Here is a 20211-nt window from a genome sequence, read left to right as displayed (position 1 = left end):
GGAGGCTCATGGATCGTGGCGTCTATTCAGACTTGGTGACCTTGTAGAAATCCCATGCGCCGTACAGCATCATGTTGTGCACGTAGCCATCCACCCAGTCGCGCGAGACCACATGCGTGTAGTCCTCCCACAGGAACTGCGTGGTCGCATATTCATGGCTCATTTCCTGCAGCCGCTCATAGATTGGCCGGCGCTTGTCAGGATCGTTCAGCGCCCACGCCTCTGCGAGCAGACCGTCGAACTCCTTGCGCATCAGCTCGCGATAGCCCTCACCGCTGAACCCTGCAACAAGACCCGTGCTGGCCAGATAGTAGGTGGCGGCGCCCAGCGGACCACCCGGATCCGAATAGTCCGGCCCCCAGCCCATATAGGCCATGGGCAGGCTCGGATTGTTGTTCGTGTAGATCTGGTCGGAGATCGTGGCCCAGGGCAGCGCCTGGATCTTGAGGCGGAACTTGGGATTGATGCGCGCCAGATTCTGCTGGAGAACGGAAAGCGCTGCGTTTGCCAACTGCGTGCCCTCCGTCATATACGCAGTCATCTCGAAGCCGACATCCCACAGCTTGCCATCGAAGGCCTTGCGGAAATGCTCTTCGGCTTTCTCGGGATCAAAGCTGTAGACGGGACTGTCGTCGCGATAGCCCATCAGGCCACGAACCGTCGGGCCGCGCAGCTGCACCGTGTTGCCGAGGTTCACCTGCTCGAGAAGAAGCTGGTAGTTCTGCGCGTAGTTGAAGCCCTTGCGCACATCAATGTCGCCGAAGAAGTCCGGCGGTATGCCTGCGCCATCCAGCTTGCCGCTGCCGATTGCCGGATTGCCATCGGCCTGAACCGGCCACATGAAGAACAGGCTGCGTCCGAAGATGTTCTGCAGCCCCTCTCGAACCTTGATGCCCGGGCGGGTCTTCATCTCCTTGAGAAATTCGACCGGCGTTGCAACCACATCGGCGTCACCCGCTTCGAGCTGCAGGCGTCGCGTGGTCCATTCGGGCACGGAGCGCAGCACAACACGCTCCAGCTGCGCCGGGCCATCCATATAGCCCTCGAAACGCTTCATCACGAGGCGCTTTTCACCCTGATCCCACTCTTCAAGCATGAACGGGCCACTGCCATTGACCTGTTCAAACAGGGCGCTTTCGCCAAGGTCCGGCTTGTGGAACTCCACCCAGCTGTCGGCCGTGCCCGGCCAGGCTCCATGGTCGACAGCCCATTCCCTGTCGATCACCGAGGTGGCGTAGGGCAAGGCGATCACGCCCAGCGTGGCAGGAAAGGATTTCTCCAGCGTGAGAACGAGCTTGCCATCCTCGACGGTGATTTTCTCGGCAAGCGCATCATGCACCGCGACAAGGCCGGCCTCGTCCAGATCATCGAAGTTCTCGACACCGGCGAGCGCCGTCGCCCAGGCGCGGATATTGGGATAGGTCCCCGCCGTCACCATTTCCGTCACGGCATTGGCCATCCAGGATTCGCCCTGCAGGATCGCCCGCATGAAGCTGTAGCGAACATCTTCTGCGGTGATCTCACCGTAACCCGGCTCGATGCGCCCGCGCTCCTCCTCGTTCAGTTCGTCGTAGTAGCGCCACTCGATCTTGCCGTCGGCGCCCTTGAGGCCGACCTTGTGCGCATAGATCCCCTCGCGGATCGGAAACGTGTAGCGAACCGAACCGTCTTCACCCGTCTCGATCAGACCATTTTCAAGCGACGGCACCTTGGAGGCGATGGAAGGAACGAACTCGGAAATGTTCGATCCGTCATAGCCAAGAAGCCGGTTGTACATATTCAAGGAAGCATAGGTGCTCGGCGTGTTGCCGATATAGGCAGGGTCGAGAGACTGGATCCCGTCAGTCCAGAGAAAGACCAGAGTTCCGGGATTGTTGACCTGCGCATTGCCGATTCCGACCGGGCCAAACACGGCACAGGCGGCCAACAGGGCGATTTTCTTGAGCATTGGATTTCCCCTCAATTCAGATTCTGCGCTGAACCATATGCCCTTTGGGCGGGCTTATTTTTGCGCAAACGGTAGGGGGAGCTTTGCAGGCTGTCTAATACTCTTTATAGATGAACTATGCAAAAACTGCATGGAGAGCATCTTGGAACTCATCTGGATGGAAGACTTCCTTGAGATTGTCGCGTCGCGGAATTATTCGACCGCAGCCGCAGCGCGAAACATCTCTCAACCGGCCTTCAGCCGCCGCATAAAGGCACTGGAACGCTGGGTCGGCGTGGAACTCATCGACAGAAGCACCTATCCGGTCCAGTTGACAAAGGCCGGGACACTCTTCCTGCCGCGCTGCCAGGAACTGGTTCGCGAGCTATACCGCTTGCGCAACGATTGCCAGCAGCAGGCGGGCACCCGCCAGAACCCGGTTTCTTTCAGCGCGCTGCACACAATCGCGTTGTTCTTTTTCCCCGAATGGATCAAGGGCGCGGATGCCTCCAGATCACTGCTGCCGGTGAGCATGCAGGCGACCGATTTTTACGAGTGCGTCGAAGCCCTCGCCATGGGCAGGAGCGATTTCGCGATCGTCTACAGCCACCCTGAGGGCCCGCCGGTTCTGACCGCCGGACCTTTCGAATCCGTGTGTCTCGGCATTGATCCGCTGGTTCCTGTCTCCGCACTCGATGCGGAAAGCAGGCCGCTTTATTCACTGGATCACGATCAGGAAAGCCGCATTCCCTATCTCGCCTACTCCTGGAACGATGGCTATCTGGGCAAGCTGGTTTCGCTCATCCATGCGCGCCAGGAACGCCCCCTACCACTGGCAACCGTGTATGAGACATCGATTTCCGAAGGCATCAAGCGCATGGTGATGGCCGGCGAAGGCGTGGGCTGGCTGCCGCTGTGCTGCGTCAGGGACGCCATCGAACGCGGCGAACTCTGCCAGATCGGCGGACCGGAACTTCAGCTCGACATGGAGGTGAGGCTTTTCCGGCGGCAGGGCTCACGCAGCCCGCATCTCGAAACATTCTGGCACGGAATCGAACCTGCCATCACGCCATGGGAAACACGACAGACGACCGACGGGCAGGATTTGGCCGGGCCAGCTGCGGCAGAATGATTTATGCAAAAAAAACATAACGCCCGGAAACGCTGACAAAGCCTGACTTTCCCGCCCGCGCCCGTTTCCGACTCTCTTGACAAGCCCCGCTCTTCGCCTCCCGATCTGGCCAAAACGGTCCCTCGATCACGCGATGTGACCTGTCCAGGGGAGGTGGCGGAAAGATGAGTCATGTTGACGCCGAACCGGCAATGCCGGCCGAACGGGTGCTGGAGGTGGAGAACCTCAGGATTGCCTTTGCGGCGCAAAGCAAGACGCCGATCGAAGTCGTGCGCGGCGTCTCGTTCCACATCGACCGGGGCGAGACACTGGCCCTCGTCGGGGAATCGGGCAGCGGGAAATCCGTGACGGCCATGACCCTGATGCGCCTCACGGAGCATGACGGGGCCACGATCACCGACGGTTCGATCAGACTGCGCGGACGCGAGGGACGGGTCATGGAGATCACGCGCATCCCGCTGGACAAGATGATCGATGTCCGCGGGGCGGATGTCTCCATCGTCTTTCAGGACCCGATGTCCAGCCTCAACCCGGTCTTCACCGTCGGCGAGCAGATATGCGAGGCCATCGTCCAGCATCAGGGAAAATCGATGCGCGAGGCCGAACAGATCGCGCTGAAAACTCTGCAGCTCGTTCGCGTGCCCGATGCCGCGCGGCGGATGAAGCAATATCCGCACGAGTTCTCCGGAGGCATGCGCCAGAGGGTCATGATCGCCATGGCGCTCTCCTGCAAGCCGTCGCTTCTCATCCTGGATGAGCCGACCACCGCGCTCGATGTCACCATTCAGGCGCAGATCCTCGACCTGGTGCGTTCGCTTCAGGAGGAAATCGGCATGTCCGCCCTCTTCATTACGCATGATATGGGCGTTGTCGCAGAAGTCGCCGACCGCGTCTGCGTGATGTACAACGGAGTGCTTGTGGAACAGGGCGACGTTTTCTCGATTTTCGAGGCGCCCCGGCATGAATACACCAAGGCGCTGATTGCCGCCGTTCCACAGCTTGGCAGCATGGCGGAAACGGACATGCCCGCCAAGTTCCCGCTCGTGGAGTTCTCGCGGGACCGCAATGCCGGAGCAGGCGCATGACCGGGCCTTCGCAAAACCAAGATGCCCGGCCGCTTCTGGAGGTCGAGAACCTGGTCACCCGCTTCGACCTGCGCTCGGGCCTGTTTGGCCGGGTCACGGGGCGCGTTCACGCGGTCGAGAATGTCTCATTCTCTATCGCGCGTGGCGAAACCCTCGCGCTTGTCGGAGAATCCGGCTGCGGGAAATCGACCATCGCGCGCACCGTGATGCATCTCGACCGCCCCGTCTCCGGCTCCATCCGCTTTGAAGGCGAGGAAACGGTCGGCGTATCGTCGCAGAAGCTGCAATCATTTCGCCGTCACGTGCAGATGGTGTTTCAGGATCCGTTCGCCTCGCTGAACCCGCGCATGACCATCGCCCGCGCGCTGATCGACCCGATGCTGGTGCAGGGTGTGGGCGGGTCCCGCGCAGACATGCGCAGGAAGGCGGCGGAGCTTCTGAAACGGGTGGAACTGAACGAAACCCATCTCGACCGCTATCCGCACGCCTTTTCCGGCGGCCAGCGGCAGCGCATCTGCATTGCACGCGCGCTCGCCCTCGATCCAAAGCTCCTGATAGCGGACGAAGCAGTGGCGTCGCTCGACGTGACCATTCAGGCGCAGGTGATCAATCTCTTGATGGACCTGCAGGCGGAACTCGGCATTTCGCTTCTGTTCATCAGCCACGACATGGCGGTGGTGGAACGCGTGGCGCACCGGGTTGCGGTGATGTATCTCGGCGAGATCGTCGAGATTGGCGACAGGCGCTCCGTCTTCGGCAACCCGCAGCACCCCTATACCCGCAAGCTTCTGGGCTCGGTTCCGGTGGCCGATCCGCGCCGCCGGCCGGAACGGCGCACCCTGATGGTCGATGAGATTCCAAGCGCCGTACGCCCTCCCGATTACACGCCCGTGCAACGGCCCATGCACAGGATTTCCGACACGCATTTCGTGCGCGCGGAAAGCCATGCGGCCTGACTGTCCAGGGAAGCGGAGCAACGCCAGCCGGCGGCCCGCGTGACAAATGATGAAAGGTCCAGAACTCATGAACGATGGGACTTTACCCCCCGGTCTCCCGAACGGCACACCGGTATGGTGGCGCAATCCGCACGCCCTCCCCGTCGACGCTGCGATGGCGCGAAGCTCGCTTGACGGCGAGATGGTGAAAGAGGCCGAAGACGCGTGGGAATGGTATGGCCCGCTTCTGGCGCAGCTGTTTCCTGAAACCGCTGCCGATGGCGGCCGCAATCGTTCGGAGCTGCGGGAACTGAACCGGATAGCCGGGATGATCGGGCTGACACGCGGGCGGCTTTTCGCAAAATGCGATTACGCCCTGCAGACCACCGGCAGCATCAAGGCGCGCGGCGGTGTGTTCGAGGTACTGACACACGCCGTCGACATTGCCAGGGAAGCCGGTCTTGTGGAGGATGGCGACGACCTTTCGAAGCTCGCGGCGCCGGAGGCGAAAGCGTTCTTTGCCAGGCACCGGCTTCTCGTCGGTTCGACGGGCAATCTGGGTTACAGCGTCGGTCTGGCCGGGTGCAGGCTCGGTTTCGACGTCGAAGTGCACATGTCGCACGACGCCAAGCAGTGGAAGAAAGACCGGCTCACCGCGCTTGGAGCCTGCGTGGTAGAGCATGGCAGCGATTTCTCGCAGGCCGTGTGTGCCGCGCGCGAGGCGGCGGACAGACAGGCCGACAGCCATTTTGTCGATGATGAACGCTCGATCACGCTGTTCATGGGCTATGCAGCGGCCGCGCGCGAACTTGCAGACCAGATTGAAGAGGCCGGCATCCCCGTAGACGCCAACCACCCGCTGCATGTCTACCTGCCTTGCGGCGTGGGCGGCGCGCCCGGTGGCGTCACATTTGGTCTGAAACGCGTTTTTGGAGACGCCGTGCGCTGCATCTATGTCGAGCCCGTCGCATCGCCCTGCATGCTGGTGCAGCTGGCGCTCGGCATTGACCGTCCGGTCAGCGTCTATGATTTCGGCCTGGACAACCGGACAATCGCCGATGGTCTGGCCGTAGCACAGGCTTCGCAGCTCGTGGCCCGCGAGACCCGGCATATGGTCGAAGGCATAGCCACTGTCAGCGACGAATCCCTGCTGATCTGGCTCACGCATATGTGGCGTCTTGAAAAGATGCGACTTGAACCTTCGGCCGCTTCAGGGTTTGCTGCACTTGTCGAATTCGGGGGGGAGATAGAAGTGCCGGACAGCGACAGGGAGATCACACGCGTGATCTGGACGACCGGCGGCGCATATCAGCCCGAAACGGAATTCGCAGCCGCTCTGGCACGAGGAAACGATCTGATTTCGTCAATGTAAAAGCACGCATTTCTGGGAGGTACGCAAATGATGAACCTGACATTATCGCGCAGGGTGTTTCTTGCCGGCGCAACGGCCCTGTCCGTTCTGGCAGGCGGTTCGACCGCGACACTGGCGGCAGCGCCGGCCGACACGCTTGTCATCGCCAAGCCAGCCGATCCGCAGTCGCTCGATCCTGCCGTGACGATGGACAACAACGACTGGACCGTGACTTACCCGGCCTATCAGCGCCTCATGAAATATGAGACGAAGGACGGGAAAGGACTGACCAGCGTGACCGGCGACCTCGCCGACAGCTGGGAAGCCTCTGAAGACGGTCTTACCTGGACCTTCAAGCTAAAGGACGGGCAGAAATTCGATGACGGCACGGCCGTTGATGCGAACGCCGTAAAGTTTTCTTTCGACCGGCTGTTCCGCATTGGTCAGGGCCCCTCGGAAGCGCTGCCGAGCGGTGTGGAAGTGACTGTCGTCGATCCGATGACCGTCTCTTTCAAGCTGGGCGAGACCTACGCTCCCTTCCTTTATGCACTGGCAAACAACGGCGCTGCCATCGTCAACCCCAAAATTGCCGAACAGGGCGACGATGACGGCAAGGCGTATCTCGCCTCCAACACCGCCGGCTCGGGCCCATATCGCCTGGCCAACTGGGAACGCGGCCAGACCATCACGATGGAGCCCAACCCGCATTATGGCGGTGACAAGCCCGCCATCGACAAGATGCGCATCGTCATCATCGGTGAGGCTTCCGCGCGGCGACTGCAGCTTGAGGCAGGCGATGTGGACATCGCCGAAGCCCTGCCGGAAGACCAGCTCGAGGCGCTGGAGAGCAAGGACGGCATCGCGGTCCAGAACTATCCAAGCCTGCGCGTCACCTATCTCTACATGAACAACCAGAAGGCGCCGCTCGACAATGCCGACGTGCGCAGGGCGATCTCCTATGCGGTTGACTATGAGGGGCTGATCGACGGCATCCTCAATGGCAACGGCAAGCAGATGCACGGCCCGATCCCGGACGGCATGTGGGGACGCGACGAGAGCGTCATCCAATACAACCGCAATGTCGACAAGGCCAAGGAACTGCTCGCAAGCGCCGGGGCCGATGGCGCGGAGATCACCTTCCTCTACTCCGATGTCGACCCGAACTGGGAGCCCATCGCCATCGCAACCCAGGCCAATCTGGCTGAGATCGGGCTGAACGTTAAACTGGAGAAGCTTGCCAACGCGACCATGCGCGAACGCTTCGACACGGGCGATTTCGGCATGGCGACGGGCAACTGGACCCCGGATTTCGCTGACCCCTACATGTTCACCAGCTACTGGTTCGATTCCGATCGCCACGGCCTTGCCGGCAACCGGTCCTGGTACACGAACGAGAAGGTCGACGAGCTCCTGAGGAAAGCGGCGCTGAGCAGCGATCAGGCAGAGCGCGAGAAGCTCTATGCCGAGGTGCAGAAGATCGTGACCGACGAAGCGGCTTACGTCTATCTCTTCCAGAAAGACTACCGCATCGCCATGCGCGACAATGTCGAAGGGTTCGTTTTCAACCCGATGCTCCTGGACATCTACAACATCGCCGGCATGAGCAAGTGATGCACGGCTGAAACGACATGCACCGCCCCGGAGCAAATGGCCGTTCCGGGGCGGTGCACGGGTCACGTCTAGCAGAATTCAGGTGAAGGTGAACTGTGCAATATCTGAATGTGATAAGGAAACGACTGCTTTTCCTTGCTCTTGTGGTGGTCGGCGTGTCGATGATCACCTTCGCCATTTCGCATCTCATACCCGGCGATCCGGCGATGCTGGTTGCGGGCGACCGGGCCACCCCTGAAATCGTCGAGCGTGTTCGTGAAGACATGGGGCTCAACAAGCCTCTGCCCGAACAATACTGGATCTATCTCAAGGGCATTCTCTCCGGCGATCTGGGAACCTCCCTGCGCACACGCAGACCCGTTGCGGAAGACCTCAAACTCTATTTTCCGGCGACGATGGAACTGGCGCTTGTGGCGCTGATGCTGGCGACAGCCGTTGGTGTTCCGCTTGGCGTTGCCTCGGCCGTATGGCGCGACAAGCCCATCGACCATCTGGTCCGCGCACTGGCGGTGACGGGCATTTCCACGCCGGCCTTCTGGCTCGGGCTTCTTCTGATTGTCCTGTTCTATGGCGATCTGGGAATTCTGCCGGGTGGCGGACGGATAAATCCTGACATACCCCGCCCACCCACGATAACCGGCTTTCTTCTGATCGACTCTCTCCTTGCCGGCGACATGACGGCCTTCACCAGCGCCCTCCGCCACATCATCCTGCCAGCCCTTACACTCGGCTTCGTGCATCTGGGCGTGGTCGCCCGGCAAATCCGTTCGGCCATGCTGGAAGAATTGCAGCAGGACTATGTGCGCACCGCGCGCGCCAATGGCCTCAGCCGCCGGAGCGTCATCTTCCGGGAGGCGCTGCCCAATGCGCTCATTCCGTCGGTCACGGTCATGGGACTGGCTCTCGGCGATCTTCTCTATGGGGCGGTTCTCACTGAGACGGTTTTCGCCTGGCCCGGCATGGGCGCCTATGTGGTCAATTCCATTCAGGCACTGGATTTCCCGGCCGTGATGGGCTTCACCGTCGTGGTGTCCTTCGCCTATGTCCTTGTCAATCTGGCCGTCGACCTCCTCTACATGGTGATCGATCCTCGCATCAGGAGCGTCAACTGATGGCGGAAGCACAAAGCACGGCCAAAAGGTCCAGATTCGACTTCGGGTATTTCGGCTACCAGCTGAAGCGCAGCCCTCTCACCATGGTCGGCCTGATCATGGTGGTTCTGGTTCTCATCGTGGTGATATTCGCGCCTGTTTTCGCCACGCACGACCCCAACGCCATCGACCTGCGCGCAAGGCTTGCACCGCCCTCCATGGCGCACTTCTTCGGCACGGACGAAGTCGGTCGCGACATCTATAGCCGCATCCTCTTTGGCGGCCGACAGTCCATCGCCGTCGGTTTCTTCGTCGTGTTTCTGGCCGGCCTCACGGGAACGGTTCTGGGGGCGCTGTCCGGCCTGATCGGCGGACGCACGGATACGGTGATCATGCGCCTGATGGACGTGGTTCTTTCCGTTCCCTCGCTGGCGCTGATCCTGGCGCTTGCCGCAGCGCTTGGCCCCAGCCTGGTCAACGCGGCGCTTGCCATCGCGATCGTGCGGATACCCTTCTATGTGCGGCTCGTGCGCGGACAGGCGCTTATCGTTCGCGAGATGGCCTATGTGAAGGCGGCCCACACGTTCCGCGCGGGGCGGCTGCACATATTGCGATGGCATATCCTGCCGAACACGCTCTCTCCCGTGATCGTGCAGGGCACGCTGGACCTCGGCAGCACGATCCTCCTCGCCTCGGCGCTCAGCTTCATTGGCCTTGGTGCGCAGCAGCCCACGGCCGAGTGGGGCGCGATGGTAGCGACGGGGCGAAACTACATTCTCGACCAGTGGTGGTATTCGGGCTTCCCCGGCTTTGCGATCCTGTTCACCGCCACCGGCTTCAATCTTTTCGGCGACGGCGTGCGCGACATGCTCGACCCGCGCCAGAAAGCACGCTGACATGCGCAAGACCGTTCTGGATATCGACAATCTGTCTCTCGAATTCCCTGTCTACAAGGGCACGGTCAGCGCGGTGAACCGCGTCTCCCTCCATGTGCAGGAGGGAGAGATCGTCGGCATTGTCGGTGAATCGGGCTCCGCGAAATCCGTCACCGCCATGACCGCGATGCGCCTGCTACCGAGCGAATCCTTCAGGATTCGTTCTGGCCGCATCACCCTGCTCGGCCAGGACATGCTCGCTCTCAGCGAGCAGAAGCTTGCATCGATGCGTGGCCGCGATGTTGCTATGATCTTTCAGGAACCGCTGACCGCCCTGAACCCGACCAAGAAGGTCGGCGCACAGATGCTCGGCGTCATCCGGCTGCACACAAAGCTGAGCGAGCGTGAGGCCAGGCTCCACGCGATCAAGCTGCTGACGGACATGCGCATCAACGATGCCGAGGAAATTCTCGAACGCTATCCGTTCGAGCTGTCCGGCGGCATGCGACAGCGCATTCTCATCGGCCTGGCCTTCGCCTGTTCGCCCAAACTCCTGATCGCCGACGAACCGACCACCGCACTCGATGTGACGGTTCAGAAACAGGTGCTGCAATTGCTGCGCCAGAAGGCCCGGGAGCTGAACACGGCCATTCTGTTCATCTCGCATGACCTGGCCGTCGTGTCGCAATTCTGCGACCGGCTTTATGTGATGTATGCCGGATCGGTGGTGGAAACAGGGCCTACACGGGAGGTGCTGCGCACGCCGAAACACCCCTATACGCAGGCTCTGATCCGCGCCCTGCCCGAGAGCGCGGCGCCGGGACAACCGCTGCGGTCGATCCGTGGCGTTGTTCCAAACCTGACCGACATGCCGACCGGCTGCGCCTTCCGTGAAAGATGCGACAGCGCTTTCGAGGCCTGCAGCGCCATTCCTCCGCTGTTTTCGCTTGATGAGGACAACCGCGCATCGGCCTGCTGGCTGTGTGAGAAGGAGCATGCGGCATGAGCGGCAGCAAAACACGCGACACCGTGCTGGAGCTTTCCGACATCAGCGTCCGCTTTCCCTCCGGCTCCGACTTGCTGGGCAGACCCACATCGCATGTGCACGCGCTGAACGGGGTGGATCTCGACGTTCAGCGCGGCGAAACGCTGGGCATTGTCGGGGAATCGGGCTGCGGCAAGAGCACGCTCGCGCAGGTGCTGCTTGGGCTTCTTCCACCGAGCGAAGGCCTTGTTTCAGGCGCGGCCGCGAGCGACGAGTCCGCATTGCAGATCGTGTTTCAGGATCCGCAGTCATCCCTGAATTCACGCATGCGCGTCTGGCGCGTGATCACCGAGCCGGTCTTTGCGCGACAGCGCAAATCGACGGCGGAACTGCGGCGGCTGGCCGTGGAGCTTGCCGCCAAGGTGGGGCTGCGCGAGGAAACGCTGGACCGGTACCCGCATGAGTTTTCGGGTGGTCAGAGACAGCGTATTGCGATTGCCCGGGCGCTCTCTTCCGATCCCGATGTGATCGTGCTCGACGAGCCAACCTCGGCGCTCGACATTTCGGTTCAGGCGCAGATCCTCAACCTGCTCGATGAGCTGCAGCGTGAACGCAGTCTCACCTACATCTTCATCTCGCACGACATATCGGTGATCAGCCATATGTGCCGCCGCGTGGCCGTTATGTATCTCGGCCAGATCGTCGAGATCGGCGACGCCGCAAGTCTGCTGGCGCACCCGCGCCACCCCTATACGCAGCTTCTTCTGGGCAGCGTTCCCAAGCTCGAAGAAGACGGGCTCGGCGAATTCATCGAGGAAACCGAATTGCCGAGCAACCGCCGGCTTCCCAGCGGCTGCTTCTTCTTCGATCGCTGTTCCTTCGCCACCGAGGCCTGCCGGCAGCCGCAACAGCTCATCGACGGCGTGCGCTGCTGCCGCGCCGAAGAACTTGCCCTGACAGCGGCCGGATAACCGGCCGCCTGCCGTTTTGCCAGATAGTCAGGCCGTCAGCCAGCGCTCCAGATTGGCGGCAACGAAGGCGTCGTCGTTGAGTTCGGGATAATCCCGGCAGATGCGCTCGAGCTCTTCCATCTGGCCGGGCCCCATGGTCTCGTCCGGATTGAGGCACCAGGTTCCTTCAAGCAGGCCCTGCCGACGCAGGACTTCGTGCAGGCAGGCAATGCAGCCGGCAAAATCGTTTGCCACGTCAAACAGAACGCCATTGGCGTCGGTGGTGCGGGCGTCGAACTCCAGCCACTCGCTGGCGCTCCTGCTGTCGGGGCGCTCATGGATATCTTCGAGCAACGCCACGGCCTTGCGCGTCCAGACCGACCAGTGCCCCAGAAGCCCGCCCTTGATCCGCACGCTGACCGGCGCACCGTCGCGCATGAAGGTGAACTTCGTCATCAGATCGGAGACGATGTGATCGTCATTGCCGGTGTAGAGCGTGATGCGGTCTTCCGCGCGGGCGTCGATCACCGCGCGCACCACGTCGAGCGTGCGGTAGCGGTTGAACGGCGCCATCTTGATCGCCACCACATTCTCGATCTCGGCGAAACGTCGCCAGAATGCATAGGGCAGAGGCTGCCCGCCAACGGCGGTCTGCAGGTAGAAGCCCACCACCGGGATAACACCGGCAACGGCGCGGCAATGAGCAATCAGTTCGTCCACGCTCGCATCGCGCATCGCCGCCAGGCTGAGAAGCACCGCGTGATAGCCCTTGGAGCGTGCAAGCACGGCCTCGCGCACGGCCTGTTCGGTCTTGCCGACCGCGCCGGCCACCATGAAGGGGGTGCTCGCATGAGCGTTCGCTTCTTCCGCCGCCAGCGAAAGAACCGGCTCCAGAAGACCATGATCGCGGATCTCGAACTGCGTGGTGTGAACGGCCACGGCAAGCCCGATGGAGCCCGCATCGAGGTAGTAACGCGACAACGCGCGCTGACGGCGTTCATCGAGCCGGCGGTCGGCATCAAGCGCCAGCGGATGCGCCGGGATCACGCCTCCCTTGCGCAGTGCGGCAAGCGGCGTTGCGGGAAGATCGCTGATTTTCATGTTGAAACTTTCGTTGTCAGGCCTTCGGCATGGAAGGCAGGTCCTGTCCGTCGGCCTCCGGGCGCAGATAACCCAGAATGACCTCGATCACGTGCTCGCGGCGCTGCGCGAGCACTTCGGACGTCTTCGGCAGGCCGAAGATCGCCGACAGTGTCGACCGGTTGGCAATGAAGAAGTAGCAGATGCTTGCGATGGAGATGTAGAGCTGCACGGGATCGACGCCGGAGCGGAACTTGCCCTCGCCCTGCCCGCGCTCCAGGATCGTCTCGATCATCGCCACGAGCGGGCTGTTGAGGTCCCGCGCCTTGACCGAATGAGCCACATGCACGCCACCGTGCATGTTCTCATCGTTGATGAGCGATATGAACTCCGGGTGCGCGCTCACATAGTCGAAAGAGAAACCGATAAGCTCCCGCATGGCAGCCACCGGCTCGCGGTGGGCCAGGTCGAGCTGACGCTCGGCGCTGCGGATGGCTTCGTAATTCCTCTCCAGAACCGTGCTGAACAGGGCCTCCTTGTTACCGAAATAGTGGTAAATCAGGGCCTTGTTACAGCGCGCACGCTTGGCGATCGCGTCGATGCGCGTTCCCTTCAGTCCTTTCTTCGCAAACTCCTTCGAGGCAGCGTTGAGAATGCGGGCGCGCGTCGCCGCTGCGTCGCGCGTCGCCTTCTGGCCCGTTCCGGACCCGTTTTTCTTCGCTGCCCCGGCGCCGGCCGTAGGCCGGTCAGTATTTTCCATCGCGCACCTCGAAATGGGTCGGCTTGCCAAGCGAGCGGCCGCCCTCTTTCATCCAATCTGCCGTCCACTCTATCAGCCGCGGCAGCGGGACGGAGGGATAGCCGAAGAGTTTCTGCTGCAGGCTCGTGTCAACGATCCATGCCCGCTCCTGCTCGGAACCTTCCAGAACCGGCTCCTTGCCGAAGAACTCGCCAAACTTCTGCGCGAGGCTGCGCACATTGACCAGTTCCGGACCCGAAAGGTTGAGCACAAAGGGCGGATTATCCGCGTATGCCAGCGACTGCAACGCAATGTCGTTTGCATCGCCCTGCCAGATCACATTGCAATGGCCGCTGTCGATCTGCACGGGCTCGCCCTGCTGCACCGCATTGGCGACATCGTGCAGAACGCCATAACGCATGTCGATTGCGTAGGAGAGACGGATCAGCGCCACGCGCGTGCCATGCACGCTGGCGAAATGCTCGAACATGCGCTCGCGGCCCACGCAGGAATTGGCGTATTCGCCCGGCGGGTCGAGCACCACATCTTCACGCGCGCCCTGCTCGGTGATCTTGACGAACGGATAAACGCAGGCCGTCGAGAAGGCGACGATGCGCGAGTCCTTGAACGCCTCGGCGACAATCGCAGGAACCTGAACATTCATGGCCCAGGTCAGGCCCTGATTGCCGCTGGAACCGAATTTGCGGCCAGCCATGAAAAGCACATTCTCCGTCTTTTCGAGGCTTTCCACCGCTTCGCGGTCGAGAAGATCGCATGAAACGGTCTCGATGCCCCAGCCTTCCAGCTTTTCTTTCAGCCCCGGCTCGGAGAAACGGGCGACGCCGATGACGCGCTTGTGGGGCGCGGCGCGCTTGGCCATGCGCGCAAGCGTCGGCCCCATCTTGCCGCCAACGCCAAGAATGGTGATGTCGCCATCCAGCTCGGCGAGGACGGAAACAAGGCGGTCGCTCGGCTGCGACAGCATGTCTTCGAGCTGGGCTTCATCCAGAACGGTGTCAGGCAGGGATCGGGTCATGGTCTCAGTCTCCTGTGCCGGCATGTCCGGCATCGCTTTTGTTGAGGCTATCGAAAGTCCAGTCGGCAGCGCGTGTGCGCTGACCGAGGTCGGGCAGGCAGGCGAACCCCATGCCGGGGACCTGCAATGAGGCAATGTCGAGCGCGCCGCCATTGATGGCGGTGACGATGGAAGAACCCTCGCGCCGATAAAGATCGGGATGGGCGGCCAGAGCGGCCTCCGCCTCACGGGCGGGCAAATGCTCAAGGCCATGGAAATAGTGGTGGCCGTTGCGCTCCACATGCGTGATGCCAAGCGCGGCCACGACCGCGAGATCGGCCTGAAGCGACACCACCGGCAGACAGGTGAGATCTTCCGCCGACTGGAAGTAGACGCCCGGCCCCGCTTCGCGATTGCGCGTTTCGGCAAGCATCGCGTTCAGCAGGGAGCGGATGACGCCCTTGCAGTTCTTGTGGCTCACACCGTGATAGCCAAGCGCAATCGCCTCATGATAGGCGCCCGTCCAGCCATCGGCCTCGTCGATCAAAAGTGGCTTTCCGATTGTCTTGAGAGCCCTGGGGTCCAGCGGCGCGGAAAGCGCGACCGAGCGTTCCAGCGGCTGCTCGATGAAAAGGATCGCATCATAGAAGCGATCAAGCGCCGGATTGCCGCGAATGGCGTCCATCAACGCGGCGAACTCCTCAAGCCGGTTGTATTGCTCATTGCCATCGAGCGTCAGCGCGAATGCCCTGCCGGTCCGATCCATCAGCCCTGCGATGCGCTCCAGCCGCGCCATGTCCGATGTGGGATCACCGGAAATCTTGATCTTGAGATAGCTGAGATCGTCCTGCTCGATATAGTCTGCGAGCGTTTCGGGCAGACCGTCATCAAGCCGGTCAGCCGACGCGATGTCGCCAGCCTCAATCGGATCGACCAGACCGACCGTGTGCCGCAGTCCGATGCGCTCCAGTGGCTTTTCGGCAAGGATCGAGGCCGGCGACATGCCCGCAAGCTCGGGAAAGACCGCGCCGCCATCAATGCCGAACGCATTGCCGCGCACCATGCCGAAGAAGCTCTGCCCGGTTGACCTGCCCAGCGCATCGATGATGGCGCGCTCCACCATTGAGACGCCAAAGGAAGCGCCAAGCCTGTTGAAACCGGCTGCGACAGCGCGACGGTCGACTTCTTCATCAAGCTGCCGCCAGAGCGTGAACAGGGAACCCTCCGGCAGGTTTCTGGCGACGGCGAGCGCTTCCTCGACCACCCAGAGGAGGTCTGCAACATTGTCGGCTGGCGTCTTTTCCGGCCGCTTGTCGAACCATTTGTAGGCGAGAAGGTCGGAGGCATAGCCCAGAACCGGCTTCCCATCGACGAAAACCTCAAGCTCCAGCGTCGCGCTGGCAGCGGCTTCCATGGTCACCACGCCGAAGCGGAACGGCATGCGCGCAAAGGCATTGGCAATGCCGATGCGGCCACCGATGACCTTGAGTTTGGTCGTGCTCATGAACACTCCTTCCGCATTTCCAAAAGTCCCCGGACATAGCCTGCGGCGAAGGCCGCAACACCCGGCCCATCGGGGTGGTAGTCGAACGGTTCCACGGCGATGACGCCGTCATAATCATGCCGGACGAGGCAATCGACGATTGGTGCAAACCGGTCGGCGCCAAGGCCCGGCCCGCGCTTGGAGCGGTCGTTGAAATGGATGTGGCGCACATGGCCGCCGGGCAGAAAGCGGTCCAGAACCGCTTCTGCGGGTTCGGCTTCGCCGCCCACCGCAGCATAGGTGTCGAGCATGGTCGCAAAGCCGGGCGAGCCAATGGTTTCGACAAGCTTCACCGCGTCGGCAACCGTGTTGACGAAATCGTCCATTGAGGGTGCAAGCGGTTCGATGCAGTAAAGAACACCGGCATGCGCCGCCGCATCCGCTGCTGCAGCGAGATGCGCCATGGCGATGTCGCGCGCATGCTCGGGCGAAGCCGCGTCGCGCAACTGGCGCTGTCCGGGCGAACCGTGAACAAGAACGCTGCCGCCCAGATCGGCGCAGAGCTCGACCATCGCCAGCATGTGATCGCGGGTGCGGGCGGCCACAGCGGCATCGTCGCTCGTAAGGGAGAGCCCTTCCGGGGCGGTCAGAAGCCAGTGCAGGCCGGTGATTTCAAGGCCATGGTCGGCAGCCATCTGCCGCAAACGGCGACGCTCGGCGGCGGGAACGGAGGCAGGTTCATCCGACAGGGTGAAGGGCGCCACCTCAAGCCCGTCATAACGGAGCGCGCTGGCCAGCCGGCACTGTTCCTCGAAAGAGAGGTCGCGCAGCACTTCATTGCACAGAGAAAGTTTCATCACGTCACCCCGGCAACCGAACGAGGAAGAGATCGGTGAAAACGAAGTCGATGGCGAACGCCGCAACTCCGGCCAGCACCAGACCACCGATCACCAGCTTCCAGATGGGCAGGCTTCGTTCGGTGTCGATCAGCTCCGCCCCCACCGTGAAGACGAAGATGAAAAGCGCCGTGGCCAGGATGAACGGCATGTGACCGAACAGCAGCGTTCCATAAAGAAGCACCATCACGATGGTGAAGATCGTGCGGGCCGCACTGGCGCGGGTCCATTCCGTGATGCTTGGCCGCGCACCCTCAGCCAACACCCGGCCCGACATGCCGCGCAGCAGAAGCACGACGCCGAGAACGCAGAGAACCGCGCTCAGAAGCCCCGGCGTGAGACCCGGCACGGTGAAAGGATCTGCGCCCCGCGCCTCAAAGCGCGGCATGCGCAGTGAGGCGATCAGCCCGGCAGCGCCCATTACCGCCACCACGATGCCGGAGATGAAATCGGTCCTGTTGATGGTGCGCATGCTCATGCTCCCTTCTCCAGTGCGATCTGCGGCAGCGGTTCCCGCACAAGCGCGCGGTCGATGGCTTCAAGAAGGGCCGCCATTTCCAGAGCGCCCTCATCGGCGGCGCACAGGGTCGGCCCACCGCTTTCGATGACGGATGCGAACAGATCGAAGCTCTTTGCCAGAAGAGATGACGGTGTAACCCCGATCACCTGTTCGCTGGTCATTGCGCCCGGTGAAACCTTCCAGCCCCCGGCCGACGGTGTGTAGGAAACCTGCGCCTGCGTGAGCGTATTGCGGTTGAAATCGATGACGATGTTGCCGGCATCGCCGATCAGCCGCAGCCGCTTTGTGGTCACCGCGCCCTGCATGAACCCGTCTTCCACCTCGCCACAGGCAAGGACGCCAAGCCGCAGATTGCCGGATATGCCTTCCTCGAAAGCAAGGTCGATGCGGATGTCATCGTCCTTTTCCGCGCCGAGCAGGCTTACCCCACGGGCCTCGACCGAGCGCACGGGAACGCCTGCCAGATGGCGCATGAGATCAAGGAAATGCACGCCGTCATTTTCGATGATGGTGGAATCGTCGCGCATGCGCTTCCATCCCGAGAAATCGCCTTCGACCGCAAGCAGGCGGCCGATGGCCCTCGACGCGATGAGCGTCTTCGCCTTTTCGACGAGCGGATGACAGCGCAAAACGAAGCCGATCTGGACGGCGCAGCCTGAGGCATCAACCGCAGCCATCAGCTGCCGCGCCTCATCCAGCGACGTGACTGCCGGCTTCTCGATGAAAACGTGTTTGCCACGCGCGAGAGCCGCCAGAGCCACGGGCAGGTGCAAACGCGGCGGCGTGACGATGTCGACGAGATCGACCTGATCCAGATAGACGGACGGATCCTCCGCAACATACCCGAGGCCGAGGGCGCGCGCCCTTTCGCGGGCAGACGGATCGGGATCGCTGATGAACAGGCGCGGGGCCGTCATGCTCTGCCGCCAGGCGGCGGCATGCTGCGCGCCGAACGCGCCAAAGCCGCACAGGAGAACGTTTCGCACCGTCATTGTGCACCTCCCCGCGCGAACCGCGCCCGGAAGGCGGCGACGCGGCGACGCACGGGCGGCAGGCTGAAAATGATGATGAGAAAGACCAGCGAAGCGATTACCGCGCTTATCGGGCGCGTGACGAACGGCAGCGGATCGCCCTGCGTCAATGCGAGGCTGCGACGCAGATTGTTGTCGAGGATCGGCCCAAGCACGACGCCGAGGATCATCGGCGCGACCGGGAAACCGGCCTCGCGCATCATGAAGCCGATCAGGCCGAAACCGATCATGACCCAGACATCGAAGATGCGGCCGGCAATGGCGAATGCGCCGACGGTGCACAGCACGAAGATGATGCCCATCAGCCATTCACGCCGCACGCGCAGGATGAGCAGCAGCGGCCGCGTGAGAAGCAGGCCGAGGATCAGCATGGCGCAGCTCGCCCAGAAGACCATGGCGACAACCGAATAGAAGAAGTCGGCCTGCGTGATCATGATCAGCGGTCCGGGGCGCAGGCCATGGATGATCATGGCGGCGAGCAGAACAGCAGCCGGCGCGGAACCGGGAATGGCAAGGGTCAGAACCGGGATCAGCGCGCCGGGCACGGCGGCGTTGTTGCCGGTCTCGGCGGCGAGCAGACCCTCGGTCGAGCCCTGCCCGTATTCTTCCTTGCGCTTGGAAGCGCGCTTTGCGGCAGCGTAGGAAACCCACGCGCCCATATCCTCGCCGACACCGGGAACAACGCCCATGAACGTGCCGATGAAGCCGGACCGCAGCCAGGTGCGCGCATGGCCGAAGGAGGAAAGCGCAGAGCGGAAGACGCCCGTCACCTTGCCGGCGACGGCGCGCGTCGCTTCCTGCCGCATGACGATGAAGACTTCCGTGCAGCCAAACGCGCCGACGAGTACCGGGAGAAGGCCGAAGCCGCCTTCAAGGTCACGAATGCCATAGGAGAAGCGGGCATAGGCATGAATGCTCTCCTGCCCGACCATGGCGACAAGCAGGCCGAAGAAACCGGCGATCCAGCCTTTCAGCGCGTCATCCATGGCGGTGAGCTGGCCGCAAAGGACAATGCCGAAGACGGCAAGCCAGAAAAACTCGAAGGAGGTGAAATCAAGCGCGAATTCCGCAAGCCATGGGGCAACCAGCGCCAGTCCGACCATTCCCACGACCGACCCCAGAAAGGAGCCGGTGGTCGCAACGGCCATCGCCTCGCCTGCGCGCCCTTTCCGGGCAAGCGGGAAACCTTCCAGAGCGGAAGCCGCATTGGCCGGCGTGCCGGGAATGTTGAGCAGAATGGCCGTGCGTCCGCCGCCATAGATCGCGCCGATGTAAACGCAGATCAGAACCAGGATCGCCGTGTTCTGCTCCATCGCGAAGGTCAGCGTGGTCACAAGGGCAACGCCCAGCGTGGCCGTGAGGCCCGGGATCATGCCAACGGTGATGCCGAGGAGCGTTGCCCAGAAAACAACGATGATCTGCGCGGAAAAACCGATCTCGGCGATCGCGCTCAGGAAATGAGTGAGTCCGTCCATGGCCATGCTTGTCGACAGGAGGGGTCAGCG

16 protein-coding genes and 1 pseudogene are annotated in these 20211 nt (G+C 62.2%); 8 read left to right on the top strand and 9 right to left on the bottom strand.

Annotation, left to right across the window (positions count from 1 at the left end):
- Nucleotides 1-22: 22 nt before the first annotated feature.
- Nucleotides 23-1948, bottom strand: a complete 1926-nt coding sequence (locus DEJ54_RS21255; protein ID WP_113156753.1) for an ABC transporter substrate-binding protein — start codon at nucleotides 1946-1948, stop codon at nucleotides 23-25.
- Between DEJ54_RS21255 and DEJ54_RS21250 the strand changes: the two genes are divergently transcribed.
- From DEJ54_RS21250 to DEJ54_RS21215, 8 genes and pseudogenes are all read left to right on the top strand, one after another.
- Nucleotides 1941-3059, top strand: coding sequence for a LysR substrate-binding domain-containing protein (locus tag DEJ54_RS21250; protein WP_245447818.1), 1119 nt, complete (start codon nucleotides 1941-1943; stop codon nucleotides 3057-3059). The two genes, DEJ54_RS21255 and DEJ54_RS21250, sit on opposite strands and share 8 nt — an antisense overlap.
- A gap of 164 nt (nucleotides 3060-3223) precedes the next feature.
- A pseudogene (locus tag DEJ54_RS23790) lies at nucleotides 3224-5100 on the top strand (ABC transporter ATP-binding protein).
- 46 nt (nucleotides 5101-5146) lie between these two features.
- A complete protein-coding gene (locus DEJ54_RS21240) occupies nucleotides 5147-6451 on the top strand; it encodes a D-serine ammonia-lyase (RefSeq protein WP_113156751.1) in 1305 nt (434 codons plus the stop codon).
- Nucleotides 6452-6481: 30 nt separating this feature from the next.
- Nucleotides 6482-8041, top strand: a complete 1560-nt coding sequence (locus DEJ54_RS21235; RefSeq protein ID WP_113157132.1) for an ABC transporter substrate-binding protein — start codon at nucleotides 6482-6484, stop codon at nucleotides 8039-8041.
- A gap of 95 nt (nucleotides 8042-8136) precedes the next feature.
- Nucleotides 8137-9153, top strand: a complete 1017-nt coding sequence (locus DEJ54_RS21230) for an ABC transporter permease (RefSeq protein WP_113156750.1) — start codon at nucleotides 8137-8139, stop codon at nucleotides 9151-9153.
- Nucleotides 9153-10028: a D,D-dipeptide ABC transporter permease gene (gene ddpC / locus DEJ54_RS21225; RefSeq protein ID WP_113156749.1), complete on the top strand. Its 876-nt coding sequence runs from the start codon at nucleotides 9153-9155 to the stop codon at nucleotides 10026-10028. The genes DEJ54_RS21230 and ddpC overlap by 1 nt, the downstream gene beginning before the upstream one ends.
- A gap of 1 nt (nucleotide 10029) precedes the next feature.
- Nucleotides 10030-11013, top strand: a complete 984-nt coding sequence (locus DEJ54_RS21220; protein ID WP_113156748.1) for an ABC transporter ATP-binding protein — start codon at nucleotides 10030-10032, stop codon at nucleotides 11011-11013.
- The gene (locus tag DEJ54_RS21215; protein ID WP_113156747.1) at nucleotides 11010-11963 is read left to right on the top strand and encodes an ABC transporter ATP-binding protein; all 954 of its coding nucleotides are present in this window, start codon (nucleotides 11010-11012) and stop codon (nucleotides 11961-11963) included. The genes DEJ54_RS21220 and DEJ54_RS21215 overlap by 4 nt, the downstream gene beginning before the upstream one ends.
- A 27-nt stretch (nucleotides 11964-11990) precedes the next feature.
- On the opposite strand, the gene DEJ54_RS21210 is transcribed toward DEJ54_RS21215, so the two are convergent.
- The 8 genes from DEJ54_RS21210 to DEJ54_RS21175 are packed head-to-tail and all read right to left on the bottom strand — an operon-like array spanning nucleotide 11991 to nucleotide 20181.
- Nucleotides 11991-13043 carry a dihydrodipicolinate synthase family protein gene (locus tag DEJ54_RS21210; protein ID WP_113156746.1) on the bottom strand — a complete coding sequence of 351 codons (1053 nt, stop codon included), beginning with the start codon at nucleotides 13041-13043 and terminating at the stop codon, nucleotides 11991-11993.
- 16 nt (nucleotides 13044-13059) lie between these two features.
- Nucleotides 13060-13782, bottom strand: a complete 723-nt coding sequence (locus DEJ54_RS21205; RefSeq protein ID WP_113156745.1) for a TetR/AcrR family transcriptional regulator — start codon at nucleotides 13780-13782, stop codon at nucleotides 13060-13062.
- Nucleotides 13769-14797, bottom strand: coding sequence for an NAD(P)-dependent oxidoreductase (locus DEJ54_RS21200; RefSeq protein ID WP_113157131.1), 1029 nt, complete (start codon nucleotides 14795-14797; stop codon nucleotides 13769-13771). The genes DEJ54_RS21205 and DEJ54_RS21200 overlap by 14 nt, the downstream gene beginning before the upstream one ends.
- A 4-nt stretch (nucleotides 14798-14801) precedes the next feature.
- A complete protein-coding gene (locus tag DEJ54_RS21195) occupies nucleotides 14802-16280 on the bottom strand; it encodes a mandelate racemase (protein ID WP_113156744.1) in 1479 nt (492 codons plus the stop codon).
- Nucleotides 16277-17116 carry a sugar phosphate isomerase/epimerase gene (locus DEJ54_RS21190; protein WP_113156743.1) on the bottom strand — a complete coding sequence of 280 codons (840 nt, stop codon included), beginning with the start codon at nucleotides 17114-17116 and terminating at the stop codon, nucleotides 16277-16279. The genes DEJ54_RS21195 and DEJ54_RS21190 overlap by 4 nt, the downstream gene beginning before the upstream one ends.
- 4 nt (nucleotides 17117-17120) lie before the next feature.
- A complete protein-coding gene (locus DEJ54_RS21185) occupies nucleotides 17121-17633 on the bottom strand; it encodes a tripartite tricarboxylate transporter TctB family protein (protein WP_113156742.1) in 513 nt (170 codons plus the stop codon).
- Complete coding sequence (locus DEJ54_RS21180; protein ID WP_113156741.1) at nucleotides 17630-18667, bottom strand: Gfo/Idh/MocA family protein; 1038 nt, start codon at nucleotides 18665-18667, stop codon at nucleotides 17630-17632. Before DEJ54_RS21180 ends, DEJ54_RS21185 begins: the two co-directional genes overlap by 4 nt.
- On the bottom strand, nucleotides 18664-20181 hold the full coding sequence (locus tag DEJ54_RS21175) for a tripartite tricarboxylate transporter permease (protein WP_113157130.1): 1518 nt from the start codon (nucleotides 20179-20181) through the stop codon (nucleotides 18664-18666). Before DEJ54_RS21175 ends, DEJ54_RS21180 begins: the two co-directional genes overlap by 4 nt.
- Nucleotides 20182-20211 lie beyond the last annotated feature (30 nt).

It is taken from the genome of Nitratireductor sp. OM-1 (assembly GCF_003296175.1).
GTDB lineage: Bacteria > Pseudomonadota > Alphaproteobacteria > Rhizobiales > Rhizobiaceae > Nitratireductor > Nitratireductor aquimarinus.
The sequence above is the reverse complement of the archived record's forward strand: the minus strand, read 5'-3'. Positions and strand labels throughout refer to the sequence as shown.